The sequence below is a fragment of the Pseudomonas sp. CFII68 genome (assembly GCF_000416195.1).
Classification (GTDB): Bacteria; Pseudomonadota; Gammaproteobacteria; order Pseudomonadales; family Pseudomonadaceae; genus Aquipseudomonas; species Aquipseudomonas kilonensis.
The window spans coordinates 130,593-149,213 of the sequence record NZ_ATLN01000125.1; the positions used below are offsets into that span (position 1 = coordinate 130,593).

The window sequence follows — 18,621 nt, forward strand, 5'->3', positions numbered from 1 at the left end:
AGCGAGCTTGCTGTGGGAGCAAGGCTTGCCCGCGATACAGACGACTCGGTCAATCAGTCAGACCGAGGGCGACCCATCGCGAGCAAGCTTTGCTCCCACAGCAGGCCCTCACAGGGGTTAGCACTTCAAATGGACAGATTACTGCTGTACGCCAACAACCCCTTCGTCCTGCATCCGCCGCAGCAGCGCCACCGCGCTGTCCATGAACGCGGATGAATCCACCCCCGCTTCCCGCGCCAACGCCAGCAACTGCCCTCGCCCCGCCAACCCGGGATATTCCTCGATACGCTGCAAAAGCCGCCAGGCCAACGGGCTGAGTTCGGAAAAGCGCACAGCAAACCCAGGTGTTCGCCGTACCAGCAGCAGCGTCGGCTGGGCCGGTGGCGTCGAGGGCTGGTAGTTCGATGCCAGGCGATGCACCGGCCACTGGTACACCAGCGGCCAGGCCAGGGGCGAGACACGCAGCGACTGGTCGAGCCAGGAGGCCTCGTCAGGTGTCGGCAACGGCTCGGCCTGGGATTGCAGCAGCGCCATCTCGACCCACTCGTAGTGCGCCAGCTCTGCCACGAACGGCGGCCAATCCGGCGACGAGTGAGCCGCGAGGTAACCGACGAATTCCTCGGCGATTTCACCGAACCGGGGGGTGGCACAGCGATGTTCGCGCAGGAAGCGGCGCACGCAGGCACGCCAACGGTCCTGCCCCAGCACGCTCACCAGCACGGGGAAGGTGCCGCTGAGCAGCGAACGCATGTTTTCGAAAATCAGGTCGCGGTACACCTGCGCCCGCGCCGCGTCCATGCCGGCCGGGACCGGGCAGTGTTCAGGGTCGCGCAGGTAACGGGTCAGCGCCTGTTGCTGCTGATGCAGTGTCTGCCGGGGCTCAGCCATGGATCACCGCCTGCCGGGTAACGGTTTGGTGTTGCAACTGGCGAATGGTCTGCAATTCGCCCACCAGCGCGGCATAGGGCGGGAAGTTGAAGTCCCGTTCGAGCAAGGTCGGCTGTACGCCAAACCGCGCGTAGGCCTGGGCCAGCAGCGCCCAGACCACCGGCTTGACCGGCGCGCCATGGCTGTCGATTTTCAGCGTGTCGGACTCGTCGTAATGCCCGGCCACATGCATCGCGACCACCCGCCCCGGCTCAAGGCCCGCCAGGAATGCCTGGGGATCGAAGCCGTGATTGATCGAGTTGACGTAGACATTGTTGACGTCCAGCAACAGGTCGCAGTCGGCTTCGCGCAACACCGCCCGGGTGAATTCCAGCTCGCTCATGTCCTGATGGGGCGCGGCGTAATAGGAGACGTTTTCCACCGCCAGGCGTCGCCCCAGTACATCCTGGGCCTGACGGATCCGCGCTGCCACGTGATGCACTGCTTCCTCGGTAAAGGGCAGCGGCAACAGGTCATACAAATGCCCTTCATCACCGCAGTAGCTCAAGTGTTCGCTGTACAACGGCACGTCGAAACGCTCAAGAAAAGCGCGCACCTGCCCGAGAAACGTCAGGTCCAGCGGCGCCGGCCCACCCAGGGACAATGACAGGCCATGGCACGTCAACGGATAACGTTCGGCCAGCCAATGCAAGGCGGCGCCATGGGCACCGCCGATTCCGATCCAGTTTTCCGGGGCGACTTCGAGAAAGTCGAAATCCCCGGCCGGCGCCTGGCGCAGCTCATCGAGCAAGGCCCGGCGCAGGCCGAGGCCTGCTGAGGGTTGGGGTAGATTCAACATGACACATCTCCTGGGGAAACGAGATGTGGTGAGCCTCATGAGACGATCAATCGCACGATAGAAAGCCGAACACCCGTGGCTGGGTCTGTAGGAGCTGTGTAGGAGCTGTCGAGCGAAGCGAGGCTGCGATCTTTCCCCAGACACTTGAATCTCAAGTGAAAGATCAAAAGATCGCAGCCTCGCTTCGCTCGACAGCTCCTACATAGACCTAACGGGTTCTTTGTTCGATGCCGCATCAGTGGGCTGGCATCAACTCATCAGGCTCGCCACTGGGGCCAATCAGGACTCGATAGCCGCCCCGCACTTGCCTTCGCCACATTTACCTTCCGCGCTCTTGGCCTGGGCCGACAGGTATTGCTTGGCTTCCGGCAACGAGATCCCGCCGTCACGGTTGGCGTCGATCTTGTCGAACTCAGCGGCGCGCTCCGGGGCCGCGGCGATGAACTCATCACGCGAGACCTGGCCGTCGTGGTTGGTGTCGGTCTTGGCGAACTTGTCTTCGCCGCACTTGCCTTCGGCGGGTTTCTTCACGGTATCGGCTGCCGCCAGGGTGTAGCCCTGGACCAAGTCATTCATGGTCAAGGCCGAAGCCGCCGTGGACAGACCCAGGCCGCCGACCAGGGCCAGGCCGAGTGCAAGGGATGAGTTTCGGGAGAAGTTGAGCATGGGGTATTCCTCGAATGATCAATACGCCAGTCACCCGCACCGAGGCTCGGTGCCGGCTGGCTGGCGTAGTTAATCGTCGGTGTGTATCGGGCCTGTGTCGCCGGCCCGGGTCTTCGTCAAGCCGGTGTATCCAGGGCCGCGCGGTACACACTGCGATACAAACCCGCCTCGGCCACAGGTCCTTGCTCTTGAGCAAGGAAGCTCTGGACAGCGTGTCCCGACGAACCGTTGCATGCCGTCCCACCTGGCGGCAGCTCAGCCAGGCGCACCATTTGTGATCACGACTAAGTAAATCAGCCCGACAGCCGATATAAGACAGGTGCGGGTGAAATCGCTTTTTTGCTGATGACTTATTTCTATGATTGAAAATGCTGGCAATGACTCGACTGTCCTTTCCCCGGGCTCACCAACCCGTAGTTTCACCCGTCGCACTTTCCCGGCCATCATGCTGCTGCTGTTTGTCATGTCTGCACTGGCGATCGCCGTGCTGCTCAACATCACTGGCGCCCAGGACCAGCGCGCCCGTGAACAGAGCCTGTTTTTCGCCCAGCGGGCCATCGAGGGGATCCGCACGGGTATCGGACGGGATCTGAGTGACTACTCCAAGTGGAGCGACGCCTACCGGCACCTGCATGTCGACGTCGACAAGGAATGGGCCTATGACCAGGAAAACGTCGGCAGCAGCGTGTTTTCGCTCTATGGCTACCAGGCGGTGTTCGTCATCTCGCCCAGCGGCAAGACGGTTTATTCGGTAATCGATGGCCAGATGAGTGAGGTCGATGCCGAGGCTTGGCTGACCGGCGACTTGCGAGCGCTGTTGAAAAAAGCCAACGCCGCGGAAAATCACGACGAAGTGGTCGTCGAGATGCTGCATCACGAGGACGCCCCTGCGTTTGTCGCCGCGTCCGTCATCACCATCGGCACGGACAGCAGCGTGCCCGAAATCCCCGGCCCGCCCAGCCTGTTGCTCTTCGTCAAGGTCCTTGATCCCGGAGCCCTGGAAAACCTGGCGCGGGACTTCGCCCTGCCCGATGCCCATATCGCCAGGACACCGGGCCCAGCCGATACCGCCCAGCTGCTGCTCAACGACCTGACCCTGGAAGCCTTGGCCTGGCGGCCGCAGACCCCGGGCCAGGATCTGCGAAAATTCCTCCTGCCGTTGCTGGCCGTGGCGTTACTGGTGCTGGGGATTCTGGCCCTGACCGTTCTGCGCCATGCCTTGGCCATGCTCCGCGCCCAGGAACACCAGTACGCCAGCCTGCTGGCCCACCGCAAGGCGCTGGAACGCAGTGAAGAACGTTTCCGCGACATTGCCGAAGTGTCCTCCGACTGGTTGTGGGAGGTCGATTCGACCGGCACCCTGACCTATCTGTCGGAGCGCTTCGAACAAGTGACCGGCTTCAGTCCCACGGAGTGGCTGGGCAAACCTCTGCACCGGCTGCTCCACCCCCATGGCGGCTCGATCTCGATTGCCCAATGGCTGCTCGGCGGCGCCAACAGCGTCTCCTCGGTACCGCTGCTGTGCGAGTACACCGCGCGCAACCAGCGCATCCGCACCTGCAAACTCTCGGTGCGAGCTATCGAAGCTGGCACCCTGGGTTTTCGTGGCACCGCCACCGATATCACCGACGAATTGCGCGCACTGGCCGAGATCAAGCACCTTTCCCTGCATGATCCACTGACCGGGCTGGCCAACCGCAACCGCTTGTTCGATTGCCTGCGCGAACACCTGGGCCGAGCCGATCGTCCGCCCCTGGCGCTGCTGAACCTGGACATGGACCGGTTCAAACCAGTCAACGACTCCCTGGGGCATGCCGTGGGCGATAAAGTGCTCAAGGAAGTGGCGCATATCCTCCAGCAGAACGTGCGCGGCACTGATCTGGTGGCCCGCCTGGGCGGTGATGAGTTTGTCATTGTCATGCCCGACCCGGGCGATGCCGGCGATCTCGATCAACTCTGTGAACGGCTGATCGATTGCATGCAACGGCCCATGCACCTGGACGGCAATACTCTCTACCTGGGGGTGAGCATCGGCGTTGCCTGGGCGCAGCCCGGAGACGAACGTGCCGATGAACTGTTGCGCCACGCCGACATCGCGTTGTATGCGGCCAAGGCAGCCGGCCGCAACACCTGGCGCGTGTATGTAGAAGCCATGGGCAACCTGGCCCGCGACCGGCGGCAATACGAACAGCAACTGCGCGACGCCATGCAACGGGATCAACTGGAACTGCGCTACTTGCCTCGCTTCGACGTGAGCGCCGAGCAACTGCACGGTTTCGAAGCCCAGACCTTCTGGCACCATCCCGAGAAAGGTGAATTGGGTGGGGCCGACTTCATACCGGTGGCCGAAACCTCGGGCCAGCTTGAAGAACTGGGCACCTGGATGCTGATCAACGTCTGTGAAGAGGCTGCCACCTGGCCGAGCGCCGTCAACGTCTCCATCGCAGTTTCACCCCGATGGTTCAACAGCAGTTTCCTGCTCAACCAGGTACAGACAGCCCTCGAAGCGAGTGGCCTGGCACCTCAGCGGCTGACCCTGGAAGTGGCTGAAGGGGTGCTGCTGGCCGACCACCAGACCGTCGCCAGCACCCTCCATGCGCTCAAGGACCTCGGCGTGCGAATCAACATCGACAAATTCGGCACCAGCATCGCCTCCCTGCGCGAGGTACTGGACCAGCCGTTCGATGGCATCCGCTTCGATCGCAACATCCTGACGCAGCTGGGCCTGGAGGATGACAAGGAGGGCGTCCTGGCGATGATCCGCTTGAGCCGCAGCGTAGGGCTGATGGTCACTGCCGAAGGCATCGAAAACGCCCGGCAATTCAGCCAACTGCGCAACGTAGCCTGCGACCATGTCCAGGGCCCCTACTTCGGCGCAGCCCTGGCCCGCTCGGAGATGGCCTCGTTCTTCACCACCCCGAGGTGGTTATAGCCAACCTCTGTGCCAGCCGATCCTCCGCCTTCGCGAGCAGGCTCGCTCCCACAAGGGAGCCGGTGTTGTGCCCGAAACTTGAGGTCACCCAATAACCTTGTGGGAGCGGGCTTGCTCGCGAAGGCGGTGGACCTGCTGGCATATATGTTGGCTGTGCCGACGTCTTCGCGAGCAAGCCCGCTCCCACAGGGGTTCTGCGATGAATGCAAAACTCATGAGCACCCAGGATTTCTGTGGGAGCGAGCCTGCTCGCGAAGGCGGTGGATCAGCCACATGGAGATAGGTTGACACTCCGCCATCGCGAGCAGGCTCGCTCCCACAAAAGAGCTTGCGCATGAGGCCGGGAGCCTAGCAGACGGTTGGTACAAGTCATAGCTTGCGTGATTGATGTTGTCTGGTAGAATCCGCGGCCTAATTACGTGCGGTATTCAACAATAGTGTTGGATGGCGGCACGCTAGCCTGAGGAAAACAGCATGAAAACCGATATCCATCCGGAATACCCAGCAATTGCCGTAACCTGCAGCTGCGGCAACAAGTTCGAAACGCGTTCGACCTACGGCAAAGCCCTGGCGATCGACGTTTGCAACGAATGCCACCCGTTCTACACCGGTAAGCAAAAGACTCTGGATACCGGCGGCCGTGTTCAGAAGTTCGCCGATCGTTTCGGTGCTTTCGGCAAGGTTACTCCAAAAGCCTGAGGCTGATCATTCTGGAGGGTCGTCTCGACTGCTCCAGATTGATAAAGAAGGCGTCCCTTGTGGACGCCTTTTTTGTGTCTGCGATAAACCGAGGTGTCGGGTTTCGTCGCGTTCAATGGGCGGCGCGGGATGTCTCGACGAAAAATTGTAGACATTTCTCTGTCTGATTGTATGCACATAGGCCTTGTGTTTCGCGGCCCTTGGCCCAAAGTCGTAGGGCTGGGCGCTTGACAGTAGTGACTGGTCAGTCTTGTGGGGACTTTACGAGGCGCGTATCCTCGGCGGTCCGTCTGTCCAACACAGTAAAAAGCGGAATGCCCACATGTCTGATCTGAAAACTGCCGCTCTCGAATATCACGCTCATCCTCGTCCAGGAAAGCTGAGTGTCGAGCTCACCAAGGCCACCGCTACTGCTCGCGACTTGTCGCTGGCCTACAGCCCCGGCGTAGCCGAACCAGTCCGCGAAATCGCTCGCGACCCTGAACTGGCCTACAGATACACCGGTAAAGGCAACCTGGTTGCAGTCATTTCCGATGGCACCGCGATTCTCGGCCTGGGTAACCTCGGCCCATTGGCTTCCAAGCCGGTCATGGAAGGCAAGGGCGTGCTGTTCAAGCGCTTCGCCGGTATCGACGTATTCGACATCGAAGTCGACTCCGAGAGCCCGCAAGCCTTCATCGACACCGTCAAGCGCATCTCCATCACCTTCGGTGGCATCAACCTGGAAGACATCAAGGCACCTGAGTGCTTCGAGATCGAGCGCGCCCTGATCGAACAGTGCGACATTCCGGTATTCCACGATGACCAGCACGGCACCGCGATCGTTACCGCGGCCGGCATGATCAACGCCCTGGAAATCGCCGGCAAGACCCTGCCGGAAGCCAAGATCGTCTGCCTCGGCGCTGGCGCTGCGGCCATCTCCTGCATGAAGTTGCTGGTGAGCATGGGCGCCAATATCGAAAACATCTTCATGGTCGACCGTACCGGTGTGATCCACTCCGGCCGTGACGACCTGAACCAGTACAAGGCTGTGTTCGCCCACGCGACCGAGAAGCGCTCCCTGGCGGACGCGCTGGACGGTGCCGACGTGTTCGTCGGCCTGTCGGGCCCGAACCTGCTGAGCGCGGAAAACCTGCTGCGCATGGCGCCGAACCCAATCGTGTTCGCGTGCTCGAACCCGGATCCGGAAATCGCCCCGGAACTGGCTCACGCGACCCGTAACGACGTGATCATGGCCACCGGCCGTTCGGACTACCCGAACCAGGTCAACAACGTACTGGGCTTCCCGTTCATCTTCCGTGGTGCCCTGGACGTTCGCGCCAAGCGCATCAACGAAGAAATGAAAGTCGCGGCCGCCAACGCCCTGCGCGAACTGGCCAAGCTGCCGGTGCCTCAGGAAGTGTGCGACGCCTACGGCGGCATCAAGCTGGAATTCGGTCGTGAGTACATCATCCCGAAACCAATGGACGCCCGCCTGATCACCTTGATCTCCGATGCCGTGGCCAAGGCCGCCATCGAGACTGGCGTGGCCACCCTGCCGTATCCGAAGAACTACCCGCTCAAGAGCGTGGATGACGTGTTCAACGGCTAAGCCGTTGTAGCGCTTCAACAAAAAGCCCCGGCTCCTGTGAGTCGGGGCTTTTTTGTGCCTGCCGGTTTTGTGTGGCCACCACAAATCCCTGTGGGAGCCGAGCTTGCTCGCGATTGCAGTTTGGCATTCAGCATCGATGCAAGCTGACCTGCCGCCATTGCGAGCAAGCTCTGCTCCCACATTTGATCGGTGATGGACTTTGATTGTGTCCACCGCAAATCCCTGTGGGAGTGAGCTTGCTCGCGATTGCAGTCTGGCATTCAACATCGATGCAAGCTGACCTGCCGCCATCGCGAGCAAGCTCGGCTCCCACATTTGATCGGTGATGGACTTTGATTGTGTCCACCGCAAATCCCTGTGGGAGTGAGCTTGCTCGCGATTGCAGTTTGGCATTCAACATCGATGCAAGCTGACCTGCCGCCATCGCGAGCAAGCTCGGCTCCCACATTGGATCTTCAGCGGTGCATAAATCTTGTATCCGACCCCAGTCCCCTGTGGGAGCGAGCCTGCTCGCGATAGCGGTCTGGCATTCAGCATTGAGGCAAGCTGACCCGACGCCATCGCGAGCAAGCTCGGCTCCCACATTGGGTCTTCAATGGTGCATGAATCTTGTAGCCGACCCCAGTCCACTGTGGGAGCGGGCTTGCTCGCGATAGCGGTCTGGCATTCAGCATTAATGCAAGCTGAGCCGACGCCATCGCGAGCAAGCTCGGCTCCCACATTGGATTTTCAGTTGGCATAAGTCTTGTGCCTGGCCCCAGCCCCACTGTGGATAAGTATGAAGGCATAAAAAAGCCCCGCCTGGCATGACCAGGCGGGGCTTTTTACTGGGCGGTGGAATCAGGCGTGAGGTTTAGGCTCGTGCTCTTTTTCCAGGGCTTCAGTGTGACGCGGCGCGACTTCTTCAGCAGTTTGCTGAGGTTCGTCGAATGCCGGAGCCGATTCAGTCGGGGTCTCGGCGACCGGGGCAGGGGCTGCCTCGGCGACTTCTTCCACGGCTGGAGCTGGCTCGGCAGCAGGCGCTTGAGCGGCAGCAGCGGCGGCTTGTTCGGCTTCCTTCTGCAGACGCTCGGCTTCACGCTTGCGACGGCGCACTTCACGCGGATCGTTCGGCGCGCGGCCATTCTCGGTCAGGGCGCTGGCAGGTGCTGGCTCTTCAACCGGGGCAGGTGCTTCGACAACCACTGGAGCAGGTTCGACCACTTCTGGCTCGACCGCTTTCACGGGCTCTGGTGTCGGTTCAGGCTCGACAACAGGTGCCGGTGCGGCTGGCTCTGCGGTCCAGTTGAACGCAGTCTGCTCCTCGCGGGCAGGCTCTGGTGCCTTTTCCTCGGCCGGTGCTTCGAAGGCTGGCTCGGCGGCTACCACTGGCTGCTCGACGACCGGTGCAGGCTCGGCGACCACTTCAGTTTCAGCAACCTGGGCTTCACGGACCGGGGCGACTTCCACTTCTGGCGAAGCAGTGGCTTCTACCGGGGTAGTGGCTTCGACCACAGGCGCTTCAACCGGCGTGTTTTCCACGGCAGCGGTAGCGCGTTCGGCTTGTTCGTGAGCCTCTGCTTCGGCCGGGGCGCTGATCGCGCTGCTGGCTACGGCCGCAGTCACGGCCAGGCCGGCGGCCAGGTCGGCAGCGCTTGGCGCTTCGGCGTTTTCGGAGGACTCGGACTCTTCCGAACCTTCGATCACGTTGCCGTTGGCATCGCGCTGACGCTCACGACGGTTGCTGCGACGACGCTGGCCACGGGAGCGGCGGCGTGGACGATCGCCTTCGGCGGTGTCCTGGCCGTCTTCCTGCAACTGCTCTTCGGTGTTCAGTACTTCTTCTTCGCTGGCAGCGGCGGCTGCCTGCTCGGCGCGTGGCTGGCGCTCTTCACGTGGAGGACGCGGTGCACGTTCTTCACGAGGCTGGCGGGCCGGACGCTCTTCAGCGGTGGCGGTGGCGGTGGCAGCCGGGGCGGCATCCAGTGGCTCGCGCAGTTCGCGAACACGTTCTTCACGCTCGCCACGTGGCTTGCGATCTTCACGCGGTGCGCGCGGCTGGCGTTCTTCACGCGGCGGACGCGGTGCGCGTTCTTCGCGGGCTACGGCTGGCGCTTCCTCACGGGCTTCGCGCGGCTGACGCTCTTCACGCGGCTCACGTGGCGCACGCTCTTCACGCGGAGCACGTTCTTCGCGAGGTTTGCGTTCTTCGTCACGACGACCGTTGCGGTTGCGGGTCTGTTGGCGACCGTTACGGCGTTCTTCGTTGCGGGCAGGACGCTCGGTGGTGGCAGGCTTGGCGACGACGGCTGGGGCAGCAGGTTCTTCCTTGGTGGCGAACAGGCTGACCAGCGACTTCACCAGGCCTTTGAACAGGCTTGGCTCTGGTGCAGCGGCCGGGGCGGCAACCGGAGCGGCCACTTCGGTCGGAACCGGAGCATTGGCGCGGGCCGGAGCGGTCTTGACCGCGGCTTCCTGGCGAACCAGGGTACGAGTGGCGGCGGCGGCCGGCTGGACTTCTTCCACTTCGGCAGCGGCAGCAGCGATTTCGTAGCTGGACTGGTTGGTGTGGGCTTCCGGGCTGTCATCGCGCAGGCGCTGCACTTCGAAGTGCGGCGTCTCGAGGTGATCGTTCGGCAGGATGACGATGCGGGCGCGGGTACGCAGTTCGATCTTGGTGATCGAGTTGCGTTTTTCGTTGAGCAGGAACGCGGCCACCGGGATCGGCACCTGGGCGCGAACTTCGGCGGTGCGGTCTTTCAGGGCTTCTTCTTCGATCAGGCGCAGGATCGCCAGGGACAGCGACTCGACGTCACGGATGATGCCGGTGCCGTTGCAACGCGGGCAAACGATACCGCTGCTTTCGCCCAGGGATGGACGCAGGCGCTGACGGGACATTTCCAGCAGGCCGAAGCGCGAGATGCGACCGACCTGTACGCGGGCGCGGTCGGCTTCCAGGCATTCACGGACCTTTTCTTCCACGGCGCGCTGGTTCTTGGCCGGGGTCATGTCGATGAAGTCGATGACGATCAGGCCGCCGATGTCGCGCAGGCGCAACTGACGGGCAATTTCTTCGGCCGCTTCAAGGTTGGTCTGCAGGGCGGTTTCTTCGATGTCGCTGCCTTTGGTGGCGCGCGCCGAGTTGATGTCGATGGACACCAGGGCTTCGGTCGGGTCGATGACGATGGAGCCGCCGGACGGCAGTTCGACGACGCGCTGGAAAGCGGTCTCGATCTGGCTTTCGATCTGGAAACGGTTGAACAGCGGAACGCTGTCTTCGTAGAGCTTGATCTTGCTGGCGTACTGCGGCATCACCTGGCGAATGAAGGTCAGGGCTTCGTCCTGGGCTTCGACGCTGTCGATCAGCACTTCGCCGATGTCCTGGCGCAGGTAATCGCGGATGGCGCGGATGATCACGTTGCTTTCCTGGTAGATCAGGAACGGCGCGGAGCGATCCAGCGAGGCTTCTTTGATGGCGGTCCACAGTTGCAGCAGGTAATCGAGGTCCCACTGCATTTCTTCGCTGCTGCGGCCCAGGCCGGCAGTGCGCACGATCAAGCCCATGTCGGCAGGTGCGACCAAGCCATTGAGGGCTTCACGCAGTTCGTTGCGCTCTTCGCCTTCGATGCGGCGGGAGATGCCGCCGGCACGCGGGTTGTTCGGCATCAGGACCAGGTAACGGCCAGCCAGGCTGATGAAGGTGGTCAGGGCGGCGCCCTTGTTGCCACGTTCTTCTTTTTCGACCTGAACGATGACTTCCTGGCCTTCGCTCAGGACGTCCTTGATGTTGACGCGGCCTTCAGGGGCCTTCTTGAAGTATTCGCGGGAGATTTCTTTGAGGGGCAGGAAGCCGTGGCGCTCGGAGCCGAAATCGACAAAGGCAGCCTCAAGGCTTGGTTCGATGCGAGTAATCCGGCCTTTATAGATGTTGGCCTTCTTCTGCTCGCGTGCACCGGATTCGATATCCAGGTCGTAGAGGCGCTGGCCATCTACCAGTGCAACACGCAACTCTTCGGGTTGAGTTGCGTTAATCAGCATTCTTTTCATGTAGTACCGTCGGTTTCCGGGCTGCCGGAAACGGCGTTCGGCACACACGACTTCTCACGGTCGGTGTCAGGTGCGTCCTGGAGATGGCAAGGCCACTCCAGTGTCCAGCGAGTTCGACCCAATGATGGCGAAGTCGCGACGGACGCGTCCTGCTTGCTGGTACTCAAGCACTCAGTCAGGAGGAGGAATCAACCGGCGCCTGTGGACGAGATGAAGCGTCTAAATATAAGCCTAGTGCTACACAGTCCGACGGTTGTACATCTCCACCCTACACGTATCCCTGATAATTCGGGTGCTGCCGCGCGCAGAATCCGCAGCGGGTTGGCATTTACCGTGAGCTCCGGAAGGGGAGGTCACGCATCATGGCTAATTTAGGCGTTGTTTCCGAAGCATTCGCTCGGGGTCGTTCGCAGCTGACTGCACTTTGTGAACTGGCCGTGAATGTGGCGCGCAAGGCGAGTCAAAACTCTGCTTTGCGGCGTATTTCAGGCCTCATGTCACCTGCGCTCGTTACACCTGAAAACTCTACCGTTACGTAGCGAAAGCCCCGTAGGACGGCCTCTCGTCCTCGTGAATTGCGTTGGTCAGGGCCGGTTTTTGACCGTTAGTCCACTGTCCAGCCACTTTTGGCGGCGTTCGCGACTATAGCAGCAATGATTAAGTGCTTCAATTCCATAAAAAATTGTTATGATCGCCGCCATGACAACTACTGCCCCTTCGACCCCAGCCGTTCAACTGCTCGAGGTCTCGCCGGAATATGCCGGCCAACGAATCGATAATTTCCTGCTGGCCCGGCTCAAAGGCGTGCCCAAGACCTTGATCTACCGCATTTTGCGCAAAGGCGAAGTGCGGGTGAACAAAGGTCGGATCAAGCCCGAATACAAGCTCCAGGCCGGTGACATCGTGCGCGTGCCGCCGGTTCGCGTGCCCGAGCGCGATGAGCCGGTGCCCCTGGCCCAGGGTCTTCTGCAGCGCCTTGAAGCATCGATTGTCTATGAAGACAAAGCCCTGATCGTGATCAACAAGCCCGCGGGCATTGCGGTTCACGGCGGCAGTGGCCTGAATTTCGGTGTGATCGAAGCCTTTCGTCAGTTGCGTCCGGACGCCAAGGAGCTGGAACTGGTCCATCGCCTCGACCGCGACACCTCCGGCCTGCTGATGATCGCCAAGAAGCGCAGCATGTTGCGTCACCTGCACGAGCAATTGCGCGGCGACGGCGTCGACAAGCGCTACATGGCGCTGGTGCGTGGCCGCTGGGAAACGTCCATCAAGCAAGTCCGGGCGCCGTTGCTCAAGAGCAACCTGCGTTCCGGCGAGCGCATGGTCGAAGTCAACGAGGAGGGCAAGGAGGCGCTGACGGTGTTCAAGGTGCTGCGTCGCTTCGACGACTTTGCCACCCTGATCGAGGCCAAGCCCGTGACTGGGCGTACCCACCAGATCCGTGTCCACACCTTGCACGCCGGGCATTGCATTGCCGGTGACAGTAAATATGGCGATGACGATTTCACCAAGGAAATCCGCGACCTGGGCGGTAAGCGCCTGTTCCTCCATGCTTATATGCTGACCGTGCCGCTGCCCGATGGTGGCGAACTGAAGTTGCAGGCTCCGGTGGATGACATGTGGGCCAAGACCGTGGAGCGGTTGAGTGCATCCTGACTACAAGTTGCTGATCTTCGATTGGGACGGCACTCTGGCCAACTCCATTGGTCGGATCGTGGAGGCGATGCATGTCGCTTCGGACCGCATGGCGTTTGCCCGATGCGACGACTTGGCGGTGAAAGGCATCATCGGTCTCGGATTGCCAGAAGCCATTCGCAGCCTGTACCCGGACATTGACGACAATGAGCTGGTGGTTTTCCGCCAGCATTACGCTGATCACTACATCGCGCTGGACGCCGAGCCTTCACCATTGTTCGATGGCGTGGCGGTTACGCTGGAGGCTCTGCGGGCCGAGGGCTATCACCTGGCTGTCGCGACCGGCAAGGCTCGTCGCGGACTGGATCGAGTGCTCAAGTCCTATGGTTGGGAGGATTATTTCGATATCACCCGTGCCGCAGACGAAACCGCCAGCAAGCCGCATCCGTTGATGCTCAAGCAGATCCTGACGCACTGCAACGTGCGACCGGAGCAGGCGCTGATGGTGGGGGATTCGTCATTCGACCTGCAGATGGCGCGCAACGCCGGCATGGGGTCGGTGGCGGTCAGCTACGGGGCGCAAACGATCGAGGCGCTACGGGCGTTCGAGCCGCGACTGGCCATTGATCATTTTCCTGAGTTGCACGCCTGGCTGAGCCGGCGGGCCCTTTAAGTTTCGCTGGGGATTCACGCATGACCGATGAATGGAAAGCACCCGTCAAGGCGAGCGCCGAGAGCGAGGATGGCAAAAGCTGGAAGCTGTTGGAAAAAACCTTGCTCGCCAGCGTGCAGGAACAACGTCGCTCCCGTCGCTGGGGCATCTTCTTCAAGTTGCTGACCTTTACTTATCTCTTTGTTGCGTTGGCGCTGTTCACGCCGCTGATGGATATGGAAAAAAGCGCTGTCGCCGGCTCGGCGTACACCGCCTTGATCAATATCGAAGGCATGATCGCTGACAAAGAGCCTGCCAGTGCCGACAACATTGTCGGTAGCCTGCGGGCCGCCTTCGAGGACTCGAAGGTCAAGGGCGTGGTGCTGCGCATCAACAGTCCAGGCGGTAGCCCGGTGCAGTCGGGGTACGTTTACGACGAGATCGTTCGCTTGCGCGCATTGCACCCCAATACCAAGGTGTATGCGGTCATTTCCGACCTCGGTGCTTCCGGTGCCTATTACATTGCCAGTGCGGCGGACCAGATCTATGCCGACAAGGCCAGCCTGGTGGGCTCCATCGGTGTGACGGCGGCCGGCTATGGCTTTGTCGGGACCATGGAGAAGTTGGGTGTGGAGCGTCGGGTGTATACCTCCGGCGAGCATAAATCCTTCCTTGATCCGTTCCAGCCGCAAAAGCCTGAAGAGGCCGCTTTTTGGCAGAGCGTGCTCGACACGACCCACAAGCAGTTCATTGCCAGCGTCAAGAAGGGGCGGGGCGAGCGCCTGAAGGACAAGGAGCATCCGGAGCTGTTCTCCGGGCTGGTCTGGTCGGGGGAGCAGGCATTGCCGCTGGGCCTGATCGACGGCTTGGGCAGTGCCAGTTCGGTGGCGCGGGATGTGATCGGTCAGAAGGACCTGGTGGACTTCACGATTGAAGAGTCGCCGTTCGATCGTTTCTCGAAAAAGCTGGGGGCAAGCATTGCCGAGCATCTGGCGATGTGGATGGGCTTCCAGGGGCCTGCACTGCGCTAGCTCCTTGTTTCGCGCGATCTTCTGTGGCGGGGAAATTTGCTGTGGGAGCAAAGCTTGCTCGCGATGAGCGATAACTCGGCTGGCCTGCACCATCGCAGCGCCTGCATCGCGGGCAAGCCTTGCTCCCACAAATAGCCCTCCTCGCCACATGTTGTATGTTGGCTCAGGGAACCTGCACGCCCTCGGCCAGCAACATATCCACAAGACGAATCAGTGGCAGGCCGATCAGGCTGGTGGCGTCCGGCCCTTCGGTGCTCTGGAACAGGCTCACGCCAAGTCCCTCGGCCTTGAAACTGCCGGCGCAGTCGTAAGGTTGCTCGGCCCGCAGGTAGCGCTCGACGCGCTCTGGGTCCAAGGTACGCATGTTGACGGTAAACGGAATGCAGTCGACCTGGCAGGCGCCGGTCTGGCTGTTGAGCAGTGCCAGGCCGGTCAGGAACGTGACCTTGGTGCCGCTGGCAGCCAGCAGTTGCTCGCGAGCGTTCTCGAAGGTGTGAGGCTTGCCCAGGATGCGTTCGCCGAGCACGGCGACCTGGTCTGAACCGATGATCAGGTGTGCCGGGTGGCTGTCGGCCAGTGCCAGGGCTTTTTCCCGGGCCAGGCGCTTGACCAGTTCAAGGGCGGGCTCGCCGGGGCGATGGCTTTCGTCGATGTCGGGTGAGCTGCAGACGAACGGCAGTCCCAATCGGGCAAGCAATTCCCGGCGATAGACCGAGCTTGAGGCAAGTAATAAAGGCAGCATGGGCGGCTCCAAAAGGCAGGGGCGAATTCTAGCGAGGCGCGCAAGTGACGGACAGGGCTGAATTTCCTTTGACATGGCCGGGGGCATCCCTATAATGCTGCGCCTATGTTGAATGACCCGATTCCACCTCACGTTGACCCGCGCAAATTGGCTGACCGTGGCACCACCCTTCAAGGTGAACTGCTGCTGGCCAATTTGAAGAGACTCTGCGACCCGCTTTCCGACGATGTCGGTACGGTCCAGGCCAAATTCGTTTTTGAACGAGATGAACGTAAATCTGTGGTAATCCACAGCTTTATCGACACTGAAGTCAAAATGGTTTGCCAGCGTTGTCTTGAGCTGGTCACCCTGCCGATCCACAGCGAATGCAGTTACGCCGTGGTGAAGGAGGGTGCGAATACCCAGTCGTTGCCGAAAGGTTATGACGTGCTGGAACTGGGCGAAGATCCATTGGATCTGCAGTCACTGATCGAGGAGGAGCTTCTGCTCGCCTTGCCCATTGTGCCTGCTCATCATCCGGAAGAATGCCAGCAGCCGGCGGGAGCAGATGAGCCCGAACCGAGCGAGGACGAGGTAACGCGGTCCAACCCGTTCAGTGTATTGGCGCAGTTAAAGCGTGACCCAAACGTTTAGGAGTTAATCAATTATGGCTGTTCAGCAGAACAAAAAATCCCGCTCTGCCCGTGACATGCGCCGTTCGCACGACGCTCTCGAGGCTAGCACCCTGTCCGTAGAAAAAACCACTGGTGAAGTTCACCTGCGTCACCACGTATCGCCAGAAGGCGTATACCGTGGCCGTAAAGTGATCGACAAGGGCGCCGACGAGTAATCACTTGTCCGCTCAAGTCATCGCGATTGACGCAATGGGCGGGGACTTCGGTCCCCGCAGCATTGTTCAGGCCAGCCTTGCTTGTCTGAATGCTACACCCTCGCTGCACCTGACCCTCGTCGGTCAACCCTCCCTCCTGGAAGAAATGCTCAGCGGCCAATCGGCTGTCGATCGCGCGCGCCTGGCGATTGCCCCGGCGTCCGAAATCATCACCATGGACGAAAAACCGGCCCAGGTCCTGCGTGGCAAACCTGACGCCTCGATGCGGGTGGCCCTTGAGCTGCTGCGCGATGGCAAGGTCCAGGCATGTGTCAGTGCCGGCAATACCGGTGCGCTGATGGCGCTGTCGCGCTACGTACTCAAGACCTTGCCGGGTATCGACCGACCCGCGATGGTGGCGGCGATTCCGACTCAGCGTGGGTTTTGCCAGTTGCTCGACCTGGGGGCCAACGTCGATTGCAGTGCCGAGCATTTGCTGCAATTTGCGGTGATGGGCTCGGTCGCGGCGCAAACCCTGGGCATCGTGCGCCCTCGTGTGGCGTTGCTGAACATCGGCACCGAAGACATCAAGGGCAACCAGCAGGTCAAGCTGGCGGCCACGCTGCTGCAGGGCGCGCGCGGCATCAACTACATCGGCTTCGTCGAAGGCGACGGCTTGTACCGTGGCGAGGCCGATGTGGTGGTGTGCGATGGCTTCGTTGGCAATATCCTGCTCAAGTCCAGCGAAGGCCTGGCGACCATGATCGGCCAGCGCATCGAGGCCTTGTTCAAGCAGGGCTTCGCCTCGCGGGTAGTTGGCGCCCTGGCACTGCCGTTGATGCGTCGGTTGCAGGCCGACCTGGCGCCGGCGCGGCACAACGGTGCGAGTTTTCTCGGGTTGCAGGGAATCGTGATCAAGAGCCACGGTTCGGCGGGCGTGCAGGGTTTCCAGAGCGCGATCAACCGGGCAGTGATCGAGATCCAGGAAAACCTGCCGGAGCGCTTGCGTGGTCGCCTCGAGGATTTGTTAACTTAGGCGTTTTCGTCCGACAATGCTTAAATGTGACCGGTCGGTTCAAGCCGCCATCCAACTTTCAGTTTGCTAACGCCCCCAGGGGCGTCAATTTTTGACGACAAGATCATTAGGGGCTTTGTTTTCATGTCTGCTTCCCTCGCATTCGTCTTTCCAGGACAGGGCTCGCAGTCCCTCGGCATGCTGGCCGAGCTGGGCGCGCAATACCCGCTGATCCTCGAAACATTCAAAGAAGCTTCCGCTGCGCTCGGCTATGACCTCTGGGCACTGACCCAGCAAGGGCCGGAAGAGCGCCTCAATCAAACCGATAAAACCCAACCAGCCATTCTGACCGCCTCGATCGCATTGTGGCGCCTGTGGCTGGCTGAAGGCGGCGCGCGCCCGGCATTCGTTGCCGGTCACAGCTTGGGCGAATACAGCGCCCTCGTAGCCGCTGGCAGCCTGAGCCTGGGCGACGCGGTGAAACTGGTGGAGCGTCGTGGCCAGTTGATGCAGGAAGCGGTTCCGGCCGGGCAGGGCGGCATGGCCGCGATCCTCGGCCTGGAAGACGCCGATGTGCTGGCCGCCTGTGCCGAAGCGGCGCAAGGCGATGTGGTCAGTGCGGTGAACTTCAACTCCCCGGGCCAAGTGGTCATCGCCGGTGCCAAGGCTGCTGTCGAGCGCGCCATCGAGGGCTGCAAGGCCCGTGGTGCCAAGCGCGCCATGCCACTGCCAGTCAGCGTGCCGTCGCACTGCGAGCTGATGCGTCCGGCTGCCGAGCGCTTTGCCGAATCCATTGCCGCCATCGACTGGAAGGCCCCGCAGATCCCTGTGGTGCAGAACGTCAGTGCCAGCGTGGCGCCGGATCTCGAGACCCTCAAGCGGGATCTGCTGGAGCAACTCTACAAGCCGGTTCGCTGGGTCGAGTCTGTGCAGACCCTGGCGGCCAAGGGCGCGACCGAGCTGGTCGAATGCGGCCCTGGCAAAGTGCTGGCAGGCCTGAACAAACGCTGCGCCGAAGGCGTGTCGACTTCCAACCTCAACACCCCAGACGCCTTCGCTGCCGCCCGTGCAGCGCAGGCCTGAACAGGAGAAGCTTGC

The 18,621-nt window shown here is 61.3% G+C and carries 15 protein-coding genes; 10 read left to right on the forward strand and 5 right to left on the reverse strand.

Annotated features, from left to right (window positions below; genetic code table 11):
- Positions 1–138 precede the first annotated feature (138 nt).
- The 3 genes from CFII68_RS02045 to CFII68_RS02035 all read right to left on the reverse strand — a co-directional run bounded on the left by CFII68_RS02045 (position 139) and on the right by CFII68_RS02035 (position 2,392).
- Complete coding sequence (locus tag CFII68_RS02045) at positions 139–888, reverse strand: DUF2063 domain-containing protein (protein WP_018613509.1); 750 nt, start codon at positions 886–888, stop codon at positions 139–141.
- Positions 881–1,726 (reverse strand): DUF692 domain-containing protein, encoded by an 846-nt coding sequence (locus CFII68_RS02040; protein WP_018613510.1) that lies wholly within the window; start codon positions 1,724–1,726, stop codon positions 881–883. Before CFII68_RS02040 ends, CFII68_RS02045 begins: the two co-directional genes overlap by 8 nt.
- 279 nt (positions 1,727–2,005) lie before the next feature.
- Positions 2,006–2,392, reverse strand: coding sequence for a hypothetical protein (locus CFII68_RS02035; RefSeq protein WP_018613512.1), 387 nt, complete (start codon positions 2,390–2,392; stop codon positions 2,006–2,008).
- Between the two features lie 358 nt (positions 2,393–2,750).
- Here CFII68_RS02035 and CFII68_RS02030 point away from each other — a divergent pair, with 358 nt between their 5' ends.
- The 3 genes from CFII68_RS02030 to CFII68_RS02020 all read left to right on the forward strand — a co-directional run bounded on the left by CFII68_RS02030 (position 2,751) and on the right by CFII68_RS02020 (position 7,614).
- Positions 2,751–5,324, forward strand: a complete 2,574-nt coding sequence (locus CFII68_RS02030; RefSeq protein WP_018613515.1) for an EAL domain-containing protein — start codon at positions 2,751–2,753, stop codon at positions 5,322–5,324.
- Between the two features lie 474 nt (positions 5,325–5,798).
- Positions 5,799–6,023 carry a 50S ribosomal protein L31 gene (gene rpmE / locus CFII68_RS02025; protein WP_014336159.1) on the forward strand — a complete coding sequence of 75 codons (225 nt, stop codon included), beginning with the start codon at positions 5,799–5,801 and terminating at the stop codon, positions 6,021–6,023.
- Between the two features lie 322 nt (positions 6,024–6,345).
- Positions 6,346–7,614, forward strand: coding sequence for a malic enzyme-like NAD(P)-binding protein (locus CFII68_RS02020; RefSeq protein WP_014336160.1), 1,269 nt, complete (start codon positions 6,346–6,348; stop codon positions 7,612–7,614).
- An 840-nt stretch (positions 7,615–8,454) separates the two neighbouring features.
- On the opposite strand, the gene rne is transcribed toward CFII68_RS02020, so the two are convergent.
- Positions 8,455–11,640, reverse strand: a complete 3,186-nt coding sequence (gene rne, locus CFII68_RS02015; protein ID WP_033062930.1) for a ribonuclease E — start codon at positions 11,638–11,640, stop codon at positions 8,455–8,457.
- Between the two features lie 699 nt (positions 11,641–12,339).
- Here rne and rluC point away from each other — a divergent pair.
- From rluC to sppA, 3 genes are read left to right on the forward strand one after another with little or no spacing between them, the layout of a single operon-like run.
- Positions 12,340–13,296, forward strand: a complete 957-nt coding sequence (gene rluC / locus CFII68_RS02010; protein ID WP_033062944.1) for a 23S rRNA pseudouridine(955/2504/2580) synthase RluC — start codon at positions 12,340–12,342, stop codon at positions 13,294–13,296.
- Positions 13,286–13,948 (forward strand): HAD-IA family hydrolase, encoded by a 663-nt coding sequence (locus CFII68_RS02005; protein ID WP_018613521.1) that lies wholly within the window; start codon positions 13,286–13,288, stop codon positions 13,946–13,948. Before rluC ends, CFII68_RS02005 begins: the two co-directional genes overlap by 11 nt.
- Before the next feature lie 20 nt (positions 13,949–13,968).
- Positions 13,969–14,958, forward strand: a complete 990-nt coding sequence (sppA, locus tag CFII68_RS02000; protein ID WP_018613523.1) for a signal peptide peptidase SppA — start codon at positions 13,969–13,971, stop codon at positions 14,956–14,958.
- 163 nt (positions 14,959–15,121) lie between these two features.
- Here sppA and CFII68_RS01995 read toward each other — a convergent pair whose 3' ends face one another.
- Positions 15,122–15,700, reverse strand: a complete 579-nt coding sequence (locus CFII68_RS01995) for a nucleoside triphosphate pyrophosphatase (protein WP_018613524.1) — start codon at positions 15,698–15,700, stop codon at positions 15,122–15,124.
- A gap of 105 nt (positions 15,701–15,805) precedes the next feature.
- Between CFII68_RS01995 and CFII68_RS01990 the strand changes: the two genes are divergently transcribed.
- The 4 genes from CFII68_RS01990 to fabD all read left to right on the forward strand — a co-directional run bounded on the left by CFII68_RS01990 (position 15,806) and on the right by fabD (position 18,606).
- Entirely contained in the window at positions 15,806–16,333 is a 528-nt protein-coding gene (locus CFII68_RS01990; RefSeq protein WP_018613526.1) for a YceD family protein, read from the forward strand.
- Positions 16,334–16,346: 13 nt separating this feature from the next.
- A complete protein-coding gene (gene rpmF, locus CFII68_RS01985) occupies positions 16,347–16,529 on the forward strand; it encodes a 50S ribosomal protein L32 (RefSeq protein ID WP_003179396.1) in 183 nt (60 codons plus the stop codon).
- A 4-nt stretch (positions 16,530–16,533) separates the two neighbouring features.
- Complete coding sequence (gene plsX / locus CFII68_RS01980; protein ID WP_084483751.1) at positions 16,534–17,544, forward strand: phosphate acyltransferase PlsX; 1,011 nt, start codon at positions 16,534–16,536, stop codon at positions 17,542–17,544.
- Between the two features lie 123 nt (positions 17,545–17,667).
- Positions 17,668–18,606 carry an ACP S-malonyltransferase gene (fabD, locus tag CFII68_RS01975; protein ID WP_033062931.1) on the forward strand — a complete coding sequence of 313 codons (939 nt, stop codon included), beginning with the start codon at positions 17,668–17,670 and terminating at the stop codon, positions 18,604–18,606.
- Positions 18,607–18,621 lie beyond the last annotated feature (15 nt).

Bases quoted from the DNA above. Each gene is read 5' to 3' on its own strand.
- fabD (WP_033062931.1), top strand. From the start codon at position 17,668: ATGTCTGCTTCCCTCGCATTCGTCTTTCCAGGACAGGGCTCGCAGTCC.
- CFII68_RS01990 (WP_018613526.1), top strand. From the start codon at position 15,806: ATGTTGAATGACCCGATTCCACCTCACGTTGACCCGCGCAAATTGGCT.
- rluC (WP_033062944.1), top strand. From the start codon at position 12,340: ATGACAACTACTGCCCCTTCGACCCCAGCCGTTCAACTGCTCGAGGTC.
- CFII68_RS02035 (WP_018613512.1), bottom strand. From the start codon at position 2,392: ATGCTCAACTTCTCCCGAAACTCATCCCTTGCACTCGGCCTGGCCCTG.
- CFII68_RS01995 (WP_018613524.1), bottom strand. From the start codon at position 15,700: ATGCTGCCTTTATTACTTGCCTCAAGCTCGGTCTATCGCCGGGAATTG.
- CFII68_RS02045 (WP_018613509.1), bottom strand. From the start codon at position 888: ATGGCTGAGCCCCGGCAGACACTGCATCAGCAGCAACAGGCGCTGACC.
- CFII68_RS02030 (WP_018613515.1), top strand. From the start codon at position 2,751: ATGATTGAAAATGCTGGCAATGACTCGACTGTCCTTTCCCCGGGCTCA.
- CFII68_RS02040 (WP_018613510.1), bottom strand. From the start codon at position 1,726: ATGTTGAATCTACCCCAACCCTCAGCAGGCCTCGGCCTGCGCCGGGCC.
- sppA (WP_018613523.1), top strand. From the start codon at position 13,969: ATGACCGATGAATGGAAAGCACCCGTCAAGGCGAGCGCCGAGAGCGAG.
- rne (WP_033062930.1), bottom strand. From the start codon at position 11,640: ATGAAAAGAATGCTGATTAACGCAACTCAACCCGAAGAGTTGCGTGTT.
- rpmE (WP_014336159.1), top strand. From the start codon at position 5,799: ATGAAAACCGATATCCATCCGGAATACCCAGCAATTGCCGTAACCTGC.
- rpmF (WP_003179396.1), top strand. From the start codon at position 16,347: ATGGCTGTTCAGCAGAACAAAAAATCCCGCTCTGCCCGTGACATGCGC.
- CFII68_RS02020 (WP_014336160.1), top strand. From the start codon at position 6,346: ATGTCTGATCTGAAAACTGCCGCTCTCGAATATCACGCTCATCCTCGT.